General features: G+C 62.9%; 1 pseudogene. It reads right to left on the bottom strand.

Annotated features, from left to right (window positions below):
- A pseudogene (locus tag BRO63_RS25185) lies at positions 1–275 on the bottom strand (NADP-dependent malic enzyme); the annotation flags it as partial.

Genomic DNA, 275 nt, shown 5'->3' with positions numbered 1-275 from the left:
GTGCCGTGCTGGTCGTCGTGGAAGACGGGGATCTTCATGCGCTCGCGCAGCTTGCGCTCGACGGTGAAGCACTCCGGGGCCTTGATGTCTTCGAGATTGATGCCGCCGAAAGTCGCTTCGAGGCCGGCGATGATCTCGACCAGCTTGTCCGGATCGGTCTCGTTGATTTCGATGTCGTACACGTCCAGGCCGGCGAACTTCTTGAACAGCACCGCCTTGCCTTCCATCACCGGCTTGGAGGCCAGCGCGCCGATGTTGCCCAGGCCCAGCACCGC

It is taken from the genome of Achromobacter xylosoxidans (assembly GCF_002192695.1).
GTDB lineage: Bacteria > Pseudomonadota > Gammaproteobacteria > Burkholderiales > Burkholderiaceae_B > Achromobacter > Achromobacter xylosoxidans_C.
Note: the sequence above shows the minus strand (reverse complement) of the source record. Positions and strands in the feature narration are given on the sequence as shown.